This window comes from Pantoea eucrina, assembly GCF_002095385.1.
GTDB lineage: Bacteria > Pseudomonadota > Gammaproteobacteria > Enterobacterales > Enterobacteriaceae > Pantoea > Pantoea eucrina.
Window position 1 is genome coordinate 34,555 of sequence record NZ_MIPP01000020.1, and the last position, 12,359, is coordinate 46,913.

Annotated in this window: 14 protein-coding genes; 6 read left to right on the forward strand and 8 right to left on the reverse strand. The window is 55.4% G+C overall.

From position 1 onward, the window contains the following. Nucleotides 1-53: 53 nt before the first annotated feature. The 3 genes from fpr to tpiA all read left to right on the forward strand — a co-directional run bounded on the left by fpr (nucleotide 54) and on the right by tpiA (nucleotide 2,380). Entirely contained in the window at nucleotides 54-800 is a 747-nt protein-coding gene (gene fpr, locus HA43_RS10475) for a ferredoxin--NADP(+) reductase (RefSeq protein ID WP_094111629.1), read from the forward strand. Between the two features lie 103 nt (nucleotides 801-903). Further along, nucleotides 904-1,491, forward strand: a complete 588-nt coding sequence (locus HA43_RS10480) for a YiiQ family protein (RefSeq protein WP_039381214.1) — start codon at nucleotides 904-906, stop codon at nucleotides 1,489-1,491. Nucleotides 1,492-1,612: 121 nt separating this feature from the next. After that, entirely contained in the window at nucleotides 1,613-2,380 is a 768-nt protein-coding gene (gene tpiA / locus HA43_RS10485) for a triose-phosphate isomerase (protein WP_094111630.1), read from the forward strand. Between the two features lie 52 nt (nucleotides 2,381-2,432). On the opposite strand, the gene HA43_RS10490 is transcribed toward tpiA, so the two are convergent. From HA43_RS10490 to cpxP, 5 genes are all read right to left on the reverse strand, one after another. Next, complete coding sequence (locus HA43_RS10490) at nucleotides 2,433-3,188, reverse strand: CDP-diacylglycerol diphosphatase (RefSeq protein ID WP_094111631.1); 756 nt, start codon at nucleotides 3,186-3,188, stop codon at nucleotides 2,433-2,435. 133 nt (nucleotides 3,189-3,321) lie between these two features. Then, a complete protein-coding gene (locus tag HA43_RS10495; RefSeq protein WP_039381216.1) occupies nucleotides 3,322-4,311 on the reverse strand; it encodes a sulfate ABC transporter substrate-binding protein in 990 nt (329 codons plus the stop codon). Between the two features lie 140 nt (nucleotides 4,312-4,451). Further along, complete coding sequence (gene pfkA / locus HA43_RS10500) at nucleotides 4,452-5,414, reverse strand: 6-phosphofructokinase (protein WP_039381217.1); 963 nt, start codon at nucleotides 5,412-5,414, stop codon at nucleotides 4,452-4,454. A 207-nt stretch (nucleotides 5,415-5,621) separates the two neighbouring features. After that, complete coding sequence (fieF, locus tag HA43_RS10505; RefSeq protein ID WP_039381218.1) at nucleotides 5,622-6,524, reverse strand: CDF family cation-efflux transporter FieF; 903 nt, start codon at nucleotides 6,522-6,524, stop codon at nucleotides 5,622-5,624. A 187-nt stretch (nucleotides 6,525-6,711) separates the two neighbouring features. Further along, nucleotides 6,712-7,224 (reverse strand): cell-envelope stress modulator CpxP, encoded by a 513-nt coding sequence (cpxP, locus tag HA43_RS10510; RefSeq protein WP_039381219.1) that lies wholly within the window; start codon nucleotides 7,222-7,224, stop codon nucleotides 6,712-6,714. Nucleotides 7,225-7,374: 150 nt separating this feature from the next. On the opposite strand from cpxP, the gene cpxR reads away from it, so the two are divergent. Genes cpxR through trmL form a run of 3 tightly spaced genes read left to right on the forward strand, consistent with a single transcriptional unit; the run spans nucleotide 7,375 to nucleotide 9,958 of the window. Further along, nucleotides 7,375-8,076 carry an envelope stress response regulator transcription factor CpxR gene (gene cpxR, locus HA43_RS10515; protein ID WP_039381220.1) on the forward strand — a complete coding sequence of 234 codons (702 nt, stop codon included), beginning with the start codon at nucleotides 7,375-7,377 and terminating at the stop codon, nucleotides 8,074-8,076. After that, complete coding sequence (gene cpxA / locus HA43_RS10520; protein WP_039381221.1) at nucleotides 8,073-9,449, forward strand: envelope stress sensor histidine kinase CpxA; 1,377 nt, start codon at nucleotides 8,073-8,075, stop codon at nucleotides 9,447-9,449. The genes cpxR and cpxA overlap by 4 nt, the downstream gene beginning before the upstream one ends. Before the next feature lie 35 nt (nucleotides 9,450-9,484). Beyond that, a complete protein-coding gene (gene trmL, locus HA43_RS10525; protein WP_039381222.1) occupies nucleotides 9,485-9,958 on the forward strand; it encodes a tRNA (uridine(34)/cytosine(34)/5-carboxymethylaminomethyluridine(34)-2'-O)-methyltransferase TrmL in 474 nt (157 codons plus the stop codon). Here trmL and cysE read toward each other — a convergent pair. From cysE to secB, 3 genes are all read right to left on the reverse strand, one after another. Beyond that, entirely contained in the window at nucleotides 9,955-10,770 is an 816-nt protein-coding gene (gene cysE, locus HA43_RS10530; RefSeq protein ID WP_039381223.1) for a serine O-acetyltransferase, read from the reverse strand. The genes trmL and cysE overlap by 4 nt on opposite strands. 65 nt (nucleotides 10,771-10,835) lie before the next feature. Beyond that, complete coding sequence (gpsA, locus tag HA43_RS10535; RefSeq protein WP_039381224.1) at nucleotides 10,836-11,855, reverse strand: NAD(P)H-dependent glycerol-3-phosphate dehydrogenase; 1,020 nt, start codon at nucleotides 11,853-11,855, stop codon at nucleotides 10,836-10,838. Then, nucleotides 11,855-12,319 carry a protein-export chaperone SecB gene (gene secB / locus HA43_RS10540; protein WP_039381225.1) on the reverse strand — a complete coding sequence of 155 codons (465 nt, stop codon included), beginning with the start codon at nucleotides 12,317-12,319 and terminating at the stop codon, nucleotides 11,855-11,857. Before secB ends, gpsA begins: the two co-directional genes overlap by 1 nt. Nucleotides 12,320-12,359 lie beyond the last annotated feature (40 nt).

A 12,359-nucleotide genomic window follows, 5' to 3' on the forward strand; every position in this document is an offset into this window, starting at 1 on the left:
CAGAGCGGGCTGGTAAAGATAGCGATAACCGGGAGAATTCAACAGGAGCACCTATGGCCGAGTGGATTAATGCAGAAGTTAAAGAGGTGAAAAACTGGACCGACGCGCTGTTCAGCCTGCGCGTTACTGCCCCTATCGATCGGTTTATCGCCGGGCAGTTTGCCAAACTGGCGCTGGAAATAGAGGGGGAGCGCGTGCAGCGCGCTTACTCCTACGTTAACGCCCCCGACGATCCGCTGCTGGAGTTTTATCTGGTCACCGTACCGGAGGGTAAACTCAGTCCGCGCCTGCAGGCGCTGCAGCCGGGTGATCACGTCATGCTGACCAAAGAGGCAGCCGGCTTTTTCACCCTGGATGAAATCCCTGACTGCCGCACCCTGTGGATGCTGGCGACCGGCACCGCCATCGGCCCCTACCTGTCAATTTTACAGCAGGGCGAAGGTCTGGAGCGCTTTGACCATGTTGTCCTGGTTCACGCTGCGCGCTATGCCAGCGACCTTAGCTTTCTGCCGCTGATGCAGACGCTGCAGCAGCGCTATGCAGGCAAGCTGCAGATTCAGACCGTGGTCAGCCGTGAAAGCAGCCCGGGTTCGCTGCAGGGCCGGGTACCGCAGCTGATTGAGAGCGGTGAGCTGGAGCGTGCCGTGGGCCTGTTGCTCGACGCAGAGAGCAGCCACGTTATGCTGTGTGGTAATCCACAGATGGTGCGCGATACCCAGCAGCTGCTGAAAGAGAGCCGCAATATGCGCAAACATTTCAAACGCAAGCCGGGCCACATGACCAGCGAACACTACTGGTGAGGATGCCGTAACATCCCGCCACGCTTTTCACCGCGCGGGTTTTGACTTTCGGCGGTAAAAACCGTTTTAATCTGCCATAAGTGAATGATTCAGGGCCGATGCAATGAAGAAACTGTCAGCCGCGCTGCTGCTTAGCTGCGCGCTGTCATCTCCCGCCCGGGCAGACGAGCCGCCACCCGATCGCAGTGCGCATCTGCCGGTGGCGCCTTATCTGCTGACGGGCGCGCCTGCGTTTGATATGACGATCGCGCAGTTTCGTGAAAGCTATAACGCGGCTAATCCTGCACTGCCGCTGCTGGAATATCGTGCAATAGACAATCGTGATGACAAGAGCCATCTGACGCGCGCAGCCAGCAAAATCAGCGAAACGCTTTACTCTTCCACCGCGCTGGAACAGGGCACCGGAAAGATTAAAACGCTGCAGATCACCTGGCTGCCGGTGCCGGGTCCGGAGATGAAGCAGGCTCAGCTGCAGGCGATGAATTATATGAGCGCTCTGCTGCGCTATTTCGTGCCGGGACTCTCGCCCGAAGAGGGACGCCAGAAGCTGGACGCGTTACTGAGCGCCGGCAAAGGCGTTCGCTATTTCAGCCGCACGGAGGGCGCACTGCGCTTTGTGGTGGCTGACAATGGCGACAAGGGCCTGACGTTTGCCGTAGAGCCGATTAAGCTCACGCTGGCTACTCCCTGATATCGCAGGCAGAAGTGACGAAAAGCAAAGCCAGCGCCCCTTTTGATCTCTATACTGTCTGGCAGACATCGCTGCCATGATGGCAGCGCTATTTCATGAATCGCGTAATGCGGAGGAACGAATGCGACATCCACTGGTTATGGGTAACTGGAAACTGAATGGCAGCAAGCAGATGACCGGCGAGCTGATTGAAGGTCTGCGTACCGCGCTGTCAGGCGTGGACGGCTGTGGTGTAGCGATTGCCCCACCGGCAATTTATCTGGATCAGGCAAAACATGCGATTTCCGGTAGCCACATTGCGCTGGGCGCGCAGAATGTCGATGTTAACCTTTCAGGTGCATTCACCGGTGAAACCTCCGCAGAGATGCTGAAAGATATCGGCGCAAAGTACATCATCATCGGTCACTCTGAGCGTCGCACTTATCACAAAGAGAGCGACGAATTTATCGCGAAGAAGTTTGCGGTGCTGAAAGAGGCAGGTCTGGTGCCGGTATTCTGCATCGGCGAAACCGAAGCGGAAAATGAAGCAGGCAAAACCGAAGAAGTGTGCGCGCGTCAGCTGGATGCCGTGCTGGAAACTCAGGGCGCAGCAGCGTTTGAAGGTGCAGTCATCGCCTATGAACCCGTCTGGGCTATCGGCACCGGCAAGTCGGCCACGCCAGCGCAGGCGCAGGCGGTGCACAAATTTATTCGCGACCATATTGCGAAGAAAGATGCCGCTGTCGCGCAGCAGGTCATTATTCAGTATGGCGGCTCAGTAAACGATAAAAATGCGGCTGAACTCTTCACCCAGCCCGATATCGACGGGGCGCTGGTAGGCGGCGCGTCGCTGAAAGCAGACGCCTTTGCCGTAATCGTAAAAGCGGCGGCAGCAGCGAAAAAAGCATAAGCTTTTTTATAACCTGTTTCAGGGCGGCCTTACGGCCGCCTTTTTTGTACATTTACTTATTGAGCAGCTGACACTGATAATCCTGGAGTTCGCCTGCCGATCCACCATTCAGCATCAGCCAGTTACGCTCCAGCGCCAGCAACGCTAATCGGCCATCCGGTAATGCTGTCAATGCCATCCCATAGTGCCCCATTTTTTCGCGCGCCCCTGCCACTTCTTTCGCCAGACGGATAAACGCACTTTGATTGAACAAGTGTGCTTCAGAGATTGCGCGAACCAGATAGCGATGCCGGTTTATTGTCACAGGCTGCCACGCGTCATGCAGGTGAGATGCCTGACTATCGAGCTGCTGACGCACCTCCGGACGCAGACAGGAGAGATGGATATGCAGCTGATTTTGAGAGCGTCCATACTGCGCATTGATCGCCAGAGAAAATGCGCTATCGCTGACTGGCTGACTGCCCTGAACCAGCAGATCGCGATGCTGCCAGGCAGCCGCGAAAAAGTTGGGCGTGTCCGGGTCCAGCAACACCGGACTTTCCATACCAGATATTTTTTCGATGGGCATCAACAGATAATGATGCGGGCCTTTAATATCTTTGTAGATAACATGACCCTGCCGGAGATTAACTTCTTTGCAAGGGGCTGGTTTGCTGTGTTGCGCCATAGCGGGCACGCACTGTTCGCTTACAATCCGCCACAGCGCCTCGCCATTCCGGTAATAATAAAAAATGGCTATGCTCAGCATGACAATAATGATAACCAGACTCCACACCAGGCCTGATAAAAACCGATTCCTTTCTTTCATAATCAATCCCTTAGCCACTGATGAAATGGTCTTATTTTAATCAGTTACACAGCGTGATGACTATCATATATCGATTTTTATACAAAAAAAGGTCAGCTAAAAGCTGACCTTTTTTATCGCTCATAGTGGGTAATCAGGGCTTCATAACCTGATCGTAGCTGCCACCGTCGGCGAAGTGATCTTTCTGCGCTTTACTCCAGCCGCCAAATTTCTCATCTACGGTGAAGAGTTTTACTGGTGCAAAGGTACTGGCGAACTTCTTCGCGACCTCTGCATCACGCGGACGATAGAAGTTCTGCGCCGCGATAGTCTGGCCTTCCGGCGAGTAGAGATATTTCAGGTAAGCTTCCGCCACGCTGCGTGTACCCTGCGCGTCGACCACTTTATCCACTACAGAAACCGTTGGCTCTGCAAGAATAGACTCGCCTGGCGTCACGATTTCAAACTTATCTTTACCCAGTTTTTCCACCGCCAGATACGCTTCGTTTTCCCAGGCGATCAGTACGTCGCCTATTCCGCGCTCTACAAACGTATTGGTTGCGCCGCGCGCACCGGAATCCTGCACCTCAACATTTTTAAACAGCGCTTTCACATAAGCGAGCGCTTTAGCCTGGTCGCCCTGATTCTGATCAAGCGCCCAGCCCCATGCCGCCAGATAGTTCCAGCGGGCACCGCCGGAAGTTTTCGGATTTGGCGTGATCACGGATACGCCAGGCTTAGTCAGATCTGACCAGTCATGAATATTTTTGGGATTGCCTTTACGTACCAGAAACACAATGGTGGAGGTATAGGGCGCAGAGTTATCCGGCAGGCGTTTGATCCAGTTTTTGTCGATACGGCCGCGCTCAGCAATCGCATCCACATCGGACTGCAGCGCCAGCGTAACCACATCGGCACGAATACCATTGATGACGGAGGTCGCCTGCTTGCCGGAACCGCCGTGCGACTGACGGATCACCACGTTATCACCGGTTTCCTGCTTGTAATGGGCGCTGAAGGCCTTGTTATATTGTTCGTACAGTTCGCGGGTCGGATCGTATGAGACGTTTAACAGCTGATAATCCTTTGCCAGCGCACCAGACGATGCCAGTAACAAGGTGATGCCGATACTCCACTTATTCATTTCCTGCTCTCCCGCGTAGGTTATGCCGCAAGAGTGACACAAAGCGAACAGTGGATTAAAGAATTAAAAATAAGCAGTTATAACTTGCAGGAATATAAAAAAGAGGAAAAGGCGCGAACGGGATCGCGCCTGCATGCAGATCAGTAGAGCTTTTTCGCCGTATCGAGCCAGTCGCGCTTGAACGGACGCTTCATGTTCTCAATCGCGTCGATGATATCGTGGTGCACCATCTTCTCATTCTGGATCCCGACACAGCGGCCGCCATAGCCCTGCAGCAGCAGCTCAATCGAGTAAGCGCCCATACGCGACGCCAGAATGCGGTCGTAAGCACAGGGCGCGCCGCCGCGCTGGATATGTCCGAGCACGGTTGCGCGGGTTTCACGCTTTGTCTCTTCTTCGATGAAGCGCGCCAGATCGTCGATATCGCAGATGTGCTCGGTAATCGCCACGATGGCGTGCTTTTTCCCTTTTGCAATGCCCGCCTTAATCTCTTCAACCAGCTCTTCACGGGTATACGGGATTTCCGGCAGCACAATAAATTCACAGCCGCCGGCAATCGCCGCTGCCAGCGTCAGATCGCCACAGTAGCGGCCCATCACTTCCACAATTGAGATACGCTGATGCGAAGAGGAGGTATCGCGCAGGCGGTCAATCGCTTCCACCACCGTTTCCAGCGCGGTGAAATACCCGATGGTGTAGTCAGTGCCAGCCACGTCGTTATCGATAGTGCCTGGCAGACCGATGCAGGGGAACCCCATCTCAGTCAGTCGTTTGGCGCCCATGTAGGAGCCGTCACCGCCAATCACCACCAGCGCGTCAATACCCCGCTTTTTCATGTTTTCGATCGCTGCCTGGCGTACCTCTTCATTACGGAACTCAGGAAAGCGCGCCGAGCCAAGAAAAGTGCCGCCGCGGTTAATCATGTCAGAAACGCTGTAGCGGTCGAGATTGATCATGCGATCTTCATACAGACCCAGATAGCCGTCATAGATACCAAAAACTTCCAGGCCTTCACTCAGGGCGGAACGGACAACTCCGCGAATGGCTGCGTTCATGCCCGGGGCGTCGCCGCCACTGGTCAGTACTCCGATTTTTTTGATCATGACAACCTCTGGATTGTTCAAAACTAAGGATTATTCCCGCCGATCGACCGGGTCATGCCTGCTCCCGAACGTGGGGCTTAATAGTTGCAGATAGTATATCAAAGGCTCAATGCTGAATTGATTCAGGTCAGACAAGTTTTCGCTAATTTTTTAAAGAGTTGTTAGCGTTTTGTCATTTTTAACATATAAGCGCCTGAATTAAAAAAGCTAAAAGCGGAAAAAGCCCTGCTGATGTTCCGGGACGACCGAGCAGGGATCCTGGTGAATAATAATGTCAGAACCTGGAAATTTCCGGCGCAGCGCCTGTTCAATCTCATCAGCAACGTGATGCGCCTGAACCAGCGGCAGCGCATCTTCCATTTCCAGATGCAGCTGAATAAACCGCGTCGGCCCTGACTGCCTGGTACGCAATGCATGCGCGCCGCATACGCCAGGCCACTGTGTCACCAGTGCAATAATCTGCTGCTTTTCCTGCTCCGGCAGCGCGCGATCCAGCAGCGCCTGCACGGCTTCATATCCCATACGCAGCGCGTTATAGAGGATATAGACGCCGATCCCCAGCGCAAACAGCGCATCAGCACGCGCAAAACCGTAGCTGCTCAGACCCAGCGCCACCAGAATCGCGCCATTCATAACGATATCCGACTGATAGTGCAGCATATCGGCGCGAATCGCCTGACTGCGGGTGCGCCGTACAACCCAGCGCTGGAAAGCCACCAGCGCCAGCGTGGAAAAGAGGGCAACAATGGTTACGACAACGCCGACCAGCGGCGCGCGCAGCGTTTCCGGTTTTGCCAGGTGCTGAATGCCGGTCAGAAACAGAAAGAGCGCGGAGCCGGAGATAAACATGCTCTGCGCCAGCGCCGCCAGCGATTCTGCTTTGCCATGGCCGAAAGTGTGATCATCGTCGGCGGGCTGTAGCGCATAACGTACTACCAGCAGATTGGTCAGCGAGGCGGCGATGTCGACCAGCGAATCCACCAGTGCCGCCAGCACGCTGACCGATCCGGTGTACCACCAGGCAAAAATTTTGACCAGCAGCAGCGCCAGCGCCAGTGAGGTAGCGGCCAGCGCAGCGCGCCGGACCAGTGTTGCGTACTCAGAATCCATGTTTCGCCCTATTAAACAGATGCGCGTGCCCGCCTTAACTGAAAACAAGTTTATCATCAGTCCGGCAGAGCTGCGTCTGCGATGCGCTATTCATTGGCAACGGCATACGGCGGGCAAAAAAACCCCGCCATCATGGCGGGGGAAGACAGGGATGGTGTCTATGGCAAGGAAAAACAGGGATACTATGTTACTGGTTACTACTGGTGCTACTCACTGCTTGCAGCGATGACGACGACTGCAATCCTGAGAACCGACGAACATCATTCAGCCGGCGTTCATGATTCTTTTTTAACGCTGCCTGCTGCACAGGCGTCAGCAGGTGATACATCTGATTACGAACCCGGGCCATCTCAACCTGCAGGTCAACCTGCGCGCGGGCCTGTTTTTCAGCCAGCTGGCGGATCGCCGATTCATTAAATTTGTCTGCAGTGACAAGGTCATGCATAGTTTCAATATCCTGAACGCTTAACACCGGGCGCTCATGACGTGCTTGCTGCATCAGGTCCCGCATTTGCTGCCGCTGCTGTTCGGTAAGCTCAATACCATCGAACATGTGACTTTGCGGATTTTGCGTCATACTGCCTGTCGTCAAGCCGCCGTTTTGATGCATCTCTTCAATCGCTGTCGTCTCTGCTGCAACTGCGCTGGCGTGACTAAGAACCATCGCTGAAGCAATGACGATGACGGTTAAGTTGCGCATCGTTTACTCCCGGTTTGCTCTGTTTTGCGATTCAACGAGACCCAGTTTACGGCGGCAGCTGCAAACAACCGTCAGGGGGTGTAAAACTACGTAAAGCGTTGGATTGCCAGTGTGGGAACACGGTATTTTGCCTGCGGAGGGCAATAAAAAATGAATAAAATCCTGTTGGTAGATGACGACCGCGAATTAACTTCGCTGCTTAAAGAATTACTCGAAATGGAAGGGTTTGAAGTCATTGTAGCCAGCGATGGAGAGCAGGCACTTACTCTGCTGGACAGCTCTGTTGACCTGCTGCTGCTGGATGTCATGATGCCGAAGAAAAACGGTATCGATACGTTGAAAGAGCTGCGTCAGCAGCATCAGACGCCGGTCATTATGCTGACCGCGCGCGGCAGCGAACTGGATCGCGTTCTGGGGCTGGAGCTGGGGGCGGATGACTACCTGCCTAAACCGTTCAACGACCGTGAACTGGTGGCGCGTATTCGTGCGATCCTGCGTCGTTCAAACTGGAGCGAGCAGCAGCAACAGCAGCACGATACCAGTTCGCCGACGCTTGAAGTCGACTGCCTGCGTCTGAATCCGGGGCGCCAGGAGGCGAGCTTCGATAACGAAACGCTCGATCTCACCGGCACCGAGTTCACGCTGCTTTACCTGCTGGCGCAGCATCTTGGCCAGGTGGTATCGCGCGAGCATCTCAGTCAGGAAGTGCTTGGCAAACGCCTGACGCCCTTTGACCGTGCCATCGATATGCATATCTCCAACCTGCGCCGCAAACTCCCTGAGCGTCGTGATGGCCATCCATGGTTCAAAACGCTGCGCGGACGCGGCTATCTGATGGTTTCTGCATCATGATAGGCAGTCTGACGACCCGCATCTTCGCCATCTTCTGGCTTACGCTGGCGCTGGTGTTGATGCTGGTCCTGATGGTGCCCAAGCTCGATTCGCGTCAGATGACCGCTCTGATGGAAAGCGAACAGCGGCAGGGCACCATGATTGAACAGCATGTGGAAGCGGAACTCTCTCAGGATCCGCCTAATGACCTGATGTGGTGGCGCCGGCTGTTTCGCGCTATCGACAAATGGGCGCCGCCGGGTCAGCGCCTGCTGCTGGTCACCAGTGAAGGCCGGGTCATCGGCGCACAGCACAATGAAATGCAGGTGATCCGCAACTTTATCGGTCAGTCAGATAACGCCGATCACCCGCAGAAGAAAAAATATGGCCGCGTTGAGATGGTTGGTCCCTTTGCCGTACGCGACGGTGAAGATAACTATCAGCTCTATCTGATCCGACCAGCCACCAGTTCTCAGCTCGATTTTATCAACCTGTTATTCGACCGGCCGCTGCTGCTGCTGATTGTCACGATGCTGATTAGCTCTCCGCTGCTGCTCTGGCTGGCATGGAGCCTGGCTCGACCGGCGCGCAAGCTGAAATACGCGGCGGATGAAGTGGCCAGCGGCAATCTGCGTCAGCATCCTGAACTGGAGTCAGGTCCGCAGGAGTTTCTGGCGGCCGGATCCAGTTTTAATCAGATGGTCAGCGCGCTTGAGCGCATGATGACTGCCCAGCAGCGCCTGTTGTCCGACATCAGCCATGAGCTGCGCACTCCGCTGACGCGCCTCCAGCTGGCTACGGCTCTGCTGCGTCGTCGTCATGGCGAAGGGAAAGAGCTGCAGCGCATTGAGACCGAAGCGCAGCGGCTGGATGGCATGATCAACGATCTGCTGGTGCTGTCACGTACCCAGCATAAAAACGCCCTGGTCAGCGAGGCGATGAAAGCAAACCAGCTATGGAACGGCGTGCTGGAGGATGCGCGCTTTGAAGCGGAACAGATGGGTAAAACCATGGAAGTGCCCTATCCGCCTGGCCCGTGGCCGCTGTATGGCAACCCGCATGCGCTGGAGAGCGCTCTGGAGAACATCGTGCGCAATGCGCTGCGCTATTCTGATTCACACATCAGCGTGAGCTTCTCGGTGGATATTCAGGGCATTACCGTTCACGTGGATGATGACGGTCCGGGCGTCAGCGAAGAAGATCGCGAGCAGATTTTCCGCCCGTTTTATCGCACTGATGAAGCGCGCGATCGCGAGTCTGGCGGCACCGGGCTTGGGCTGGCGATTGTGGAGACGGCCGTACAGCAGCACCGCGGCTGGGTCAAAGCAGATAACAGCCCGCTGGGCGGGCTGCGCCTGACGCTCTGGCTCCCGCTATACTCTGCCCGCCAGTAATTTGTTATGCTTCGGCCCCTGATTGCGGGGGCCTTATGCTGAACATTGTTTTATTCGAACCTGAAATACCACCCAACACCGGTAATATCATCCGCCTGTGCGCTAACACCGGCTTTCAGCTGCATCTGATTGAGCCGCTTGGCTTTGCGTGGGATGACAAACGGCTGCGCCGCGCCGGACTTGATTATCATGAATATACCGCGCTGAAAAAACACGCCAGCTACAGCGCTTTCCTCGCGTCTGAGGCGCCGCAGCGTCTGTTTGCCCTGACCACGAAAGGTACGCCAGCACACAGCGCCGTCAGCTATCAGGCCGGGGACTACCTGCTGTTTGGCCCGGAAAGCCGGGGCCTGCCCGCGGAAATCCTTGACGCCCTGCCTGCCGGACAGAAGATACGCATCCCGATGCGCGCCGAAAGCCGCAGCATGAATCTCTCCAATGCCGTATCAGTGGTGGTGTATGAAGCGTGGCGCCAGCTCGATTTCGCCGGCGCGCTGATCAGAGATTAAATCCCGTCACCATATTCAAAACCGGCGCCGGTAAAATGCTGATCCATATCCATTGAGGGTTTATCGCTGGCGGGTTTGCCCACAATGCGCGCCGGAACGCCAGCGGCGGTGGTATGCGGGGGAACAGGCTGCAGTACCACCGAGCCGGCACCGATTTTTGCTCCGCGACCTACGTCTATGTTGCCGAGGATTTTAGCGCCGGCACCAATCATAACGCCTTCGCGAATTTTAGGATGGCGATCGCCGCTGGTTTTGCCGGTCCCGCCCAGCGTAACGGATTGCAGGATAGAGACATCATTTTCTACTACGGCCGTTTCGCCGATCACAATACCCGTAGCGTGATCCAGCATGATCCCGCGCCCGATACGGGCCGCCGGGTGAATATCAACGGCGAAGGAAACGGAGATCTCATTTTGCAGATAGACAGCCAGCGCGCGGCGACCCTCTTTCCACAGCCAGTGGCCAATACGATAGGCCTGCAGCGCATGGAAGCCTTTCAGGTAGAGCAGCGGCGTAGAGTATTTGTCTACTGCCGGATCGCGCTGGCGTACGGCCTGAATATCATAGGCCGCTGAGACAATCATCTCCGGATCCTGACGATACGCTTCTTCAACAATTTCACGCACAGCGATAGCAGGCATAATCGGATTCGCCAGCTTGTTCGCCAGCATGTAGCTGAGCGCGCTGCCGAGATTTTCATGTTTCAGCAAAGTCGCGTGATAAAAGCTGGCCAGCATCGGTTCGCAATCTGCCAGCGCTCTGGCTTCTGCTTTGATATGGTTCCAGACCAGTTCTAACTCTTCAGACGACATTGCTGTTTACTCCCATAAAAAAGCGCCGCAGAGGCGCTACAGGTTGGTGTGCTGAGCATCCTGCTCTAGCCCGGGCTGTTTTCGTCCTTCCTTGCACGACCCAGTAAGCTTAATGCTGCCTCTCGCGCCGTTTTTTCGCAATACAGTACCTGATAAATCTGCTCGGTTATCGGCATTTCAACGCCCATTCTCGCTGCCAGGGCTTTGACTTCTTTGGTATTTCTGTAGCCTTCTACAACTTGTCCGATAATGCGTTGCGCCTCTTCAACGCTCTCGCCCTGACCCAGCATCATGCCAAAACGGCGATTGCGTGACTGGTTATCGGTGCAGGTCAGCACCAGATCGCCCAGTCCTGCCATGCCCATAAACGTTACCGGATCGGCACCCAGCGCCGCGCCCAGACGGCTCATCTCTGCCAGGCCACGGGTGATCAGTGCGGTACGTGCGTTAGCGCCGAAGCCGATACCGTCTGAGATGCCGGCACCGATAGCAATAACGTTTTTAACGGCCCCGCCCAGCTGAACACCGGTAAAATCGGCGTTGTTATAAACGCGGAAGCTTTTGCCGCAGTGCAGCTTCTGCTGCAGATCGTCAGCAAACTCCGCATCGGTCGCCGCAAGTGCGATAGCGGTAGGTAAACCGGCGGCCAGCTCTTTGGCAAAAGTAGGCCCGGAAATTACCGCCAGCGGAATAGCGTCGCCCAGGATCTCCCGCGCAACGTCCTGCAGCAGACGGCCGGTCTCTTTTTCCAGGCCTTTGGTAGCCCAGACAACACGGGAATCGATACGCAGGTAAGGTTTAATCTGCTGCAGCACGTCGCCAAAAACATGGCTCGGTACTACTACCAGCAGATCGCGGCTCGCGCGAACCACCTGGGCGAGATCGGCTTCAGGGATCAGATTATCGGGAAAAGGAACATCGGGCAGGAAAGCGGTGTTACAGCGGTCAGCCTGCAGGCGGGCGACGCTTTGCGGATTGTGGCCCCAGAGCAGAACCGGATGCCCGTTGCGAGCCAGCGTGATAGCGAGAGCGGTGCCGTACGAGCCGGCACCGAGTACGCTGATAGACGCGTTATCTGTTGTCATCAGGCATCCTGACGTGGCGCTTCGCCTTCACCTTGCTGCTGCAGGTAGTTCATGAACAGCGCATCGAAGTTAACCGGAGCCAGATTGAGCTGCGGGAACGTACCGCGTGAAACCAGGCTGGTCACGCACTCACGTGCGTAAGGGAACAGAATGTTCGGGCAGTATGCGCCAAGGCAGTGCGCCATCTGCGTGCCATCAATACCGCTGATGGTAAAGATACCCGCCTGCTGTACTTCGCACAGGAATGCGGTCTCTTCGCCTACGGTTGCGGTTACCGTCACGCGCAGCACCACTTCATACACTTCATCAGCCAGCTGAGAAGAGGCGGTATCCAGATCCAGTTTGACTTCCGGCTCCCACTCTTTCTGAAAAACCTGTGGTGCGTTTGGCGCTTCAAAAGAGACATCTTTGGTATAAACGCGCTGGATCTGGAACTGCATTTCGTTGGTGCTTTGTTCTGACATGTTACTAAGTCCTTAAGTGATAATTATCAGTGCAGAAGAG